The organism is Streptomyces hirsutus, assembly GCF_001418415.1.
Lineage (GTDB): Bacteria > Actinomycetota > Actinomycetes > Streptomycetales > Streptomycetaceae > Streptomyces > Streptomyces hirsutus.
Window position 1 is genome coordinate 1 of record NZ_LIQT01000587.1, and the last position, 2,627, is coordinate 2,627.

Below are 2,627 nucleotides of genomic sequence, written 5' to 3' on the forward strand. Positions count from 1 at the left end.
GTGTCCGTCATGGGCGGGCAGCCTAGCCGTGCTCACGCCGCTCCGAGGGGGATCCGCCGTGATTCAGCCATGGTTCCACCGTGGTTCAGTGGCGGTTCAGCGGTGGGAAAAGGCAGGAGCCCCTTTCGCCTGACGGCGGGGGGCTCCTTGGGTACTGCTAGTCGTTCCCGGATCGGAGAGGATTAGACCGGGGTGACGTTCTCCGCCTGCGGGCCCTTGGGGCCCTGCGTGACGTCGANNAAGCCCTTTTCGGCGTTGAACCACTTCACGGTTCCGGTAGCCATAAGCCCTCCTTGGGCCCAAAGGGTTGCCCTGCTCCAGAACCCAGCAAGTGTGAAGACCAATTCTGCACAATCGCATCCGTCTGAGAACGACGAGAGCCCGCGGTCACATGCTCCGCAGGCTCTGTACTGCAAGGGAAACCAAACTGCAACTTGCGGACGAGCCTAGCACGCGACCGCCCGCGCGCAATAGGGGTCAAGATCACGTCACCCGAAAGTTTGAACGTCGCTTCCGCCGCATGCGCCAGGGCGCCGGTCGGGCCGGTGGCGGGGCCCGGAGAACCCGCCCCGCGGCATGAGGGCTAGCCTCGCGATGTGGACAATTCTCGCACCCGGCCGCGCGTCGGACACATTCAGTTCCTGAACTGCATGCCCCTCTACTGGGGGCTTGCGAGAACGGGCACTCTCCTCGACTTCGAGCTGTCGAAGGACACCCCCGAGAAGCTCAGCGAGAAGCTCGTGCAGGGAGATCTCGACATCGGGCCGATCACCCTGGTCGAGTTCCTCAAGCACGCCGACCAACTGGTCGCCTTTCCCGACATCGCCGTCGGCTGCGACGGCCCGGTGATGTCGTGCGTGATCGTCTCGCAGGTCCCGCTGGACCGGCTGGACGGCGCCCGGGTCGCCCTCGGGTCGACCTCGCGGACCTCCGTACGCCTCGCCCAGCTCCTGCTCGCCGAGCGGTACGGCGTGCAGCCCGACTACTACACCTGCCCGCCGGATCTCAGCCTGATGATGCAGGACGCCGACGCGGCCGTCCTCATCGGCGACGCCGCCCTGCGCGCGACCATGATCGACGGGCCCCGCTTCGGGCTCGACGTGCACGACCTGGGCGCGCTGTGGAAGCAATGGACGGGACTGCCGTTCGTCTTCGCCGTCTGGGCGGCACGCCGCGACTACCTGGAGCGCGAGCCGGTCATCACCCGGAAGGTGCACGAGGCGTTCCTCGCCTCCCGCGACCTCTCCCTGGAGGAGGTCGGCAAGGTCGCCGAACAGGCGTCCCGCTGGGAGGCCTTCGACGAGGAGACGCTGGCCCAGTACTTCACCACCCTCGACTTCAGCTTCGGCCCGCCGCAGCTGGCGGCGGTCGAGGCGTTCGCGCGCCGGGTGGGACCGACGACCGGCTTCCCGGCGGACGTGAAGGTCGACCTGCTCCAGCCGTGAAAGCCGGCCCGCCGCACCCGTGAGGAGGCGGGAGCCTCCCACTACCCTGCTGCCAGAGGCCCGCGTACGGGTGGGACGGGGGAGGGGGGACGGGGTGGACTCCATACGGCCGCTCGATGTCGACGAGCCCACGACGGTGGGGCCGTACCGGCTGCTGGGCAGGATCGGCGCCGGCGGCATGGGCCGGGTCTACCTGGGCCGCAGCGTCGGCGGCCGCACGGTCGCGGTGAAGATCGTGCACCCGCACTTCGCGCTGGACGAGGAGTTCCGCGTCCGGTTCCGGCGCGAGGTCGAGGCCGCGCGGCGGGTGGGCGGTGCCTGGACGGCCCCGGTCCTGGACGCCGACCCCGAGGCGCGCGTGCCGTGGGTCGCCACGGCCTACGCGGCGGGCCCCTCCCTCACGGCGGCGGTCACGCACGGCGGCCCGCTGCCCGCCCACACCGTACGGGTGCTGGGCGCGGGCCTGGCCGAGGCGCTGACGGCGGTGCACGAACGGGGCCTGGTGCACAGGGATGTGAAGCCCTCGAACGTCCTCCTCACCCTCGACGGCCCGCTGTTGATCGACTTCGGCATCGCCCGCGCGACGGACGGCACGGCCTCCCTCACCTCGACCGGTGTGTCGATCGGCTCGCCCGGCTACATGTCGCCCGAGCAGATCCTGGGCAAGGGCGCCACGGGCGCGGCGGACGTCTTCTCCCTGGGTGCCGTACTGGCGTACGCGGCGACGGGCGAGCCCCCGTTCTCCGGCGACTCCTCGGCGGCGCTGCTGTACAAGGTCGTCCATGAGCAGCCGGAGCTGGGGCGGCTGGAGGGGACGGCCGGGGGCGACGGCCCGGGCGGCGAGGGCGACGAGGGCGGCTTCGGGAGCGGGCTTCGCGAACTGGTGGCGGCCTGCCTGAGCAAGGACCCCGGCGCCCGTCCGACTCCGGCCGAGGTGGCCCGGCGGCTGGCCCCCGAGGGCGGCGCGGCCCGGCTGGTGGCGGACGGGTGGCTGCCGGGGGCGTTGGTGGAGCAGGTGAGCCGATCGGCGGTGCGGTTGCTGAACCTGGAGGCGGGGCAGGGCGGTTCGGCGGACGCCCCGGTGTCCGGCCCCGTGGACTTCAGCAGCCCGTCGGTGGACGGGGCCCCGACGGGGAGCGGCACCGGACCGGCGGGTGGCGGCGGACCGGCGGGTGGCACCGG

2 protein-coding genes are annotated in these 2,627 nt (G+C 71.7%); both read left to right on the forward strand.

The genetic code is table 11. The annotated features are described in order from the left end of the window. The first annotated feature begins 596 nt into the window (after nucleotides 1-596). Entirely contained in the window at nucleotides 597-1,445 is an 849-nt protein-coding gene (locus AOK11_RS35060; RefSeq protein ID WP_055597694.1) for a menaquinone biosynthetic enzyme MqnA/MqnD family protein, read from the forward strand. A 103-nt stretch (nucleotides 1,446-1,548) separates the two neighbouring features. Continuing rightward, on the forward strand, nucleotides 1,549-2,627 hold a 1,079-nt coding region (locus AOK11_RS35065), incomplete at its 3' end, for a serine/threonine-protein kinase (protein WP_157869516.1).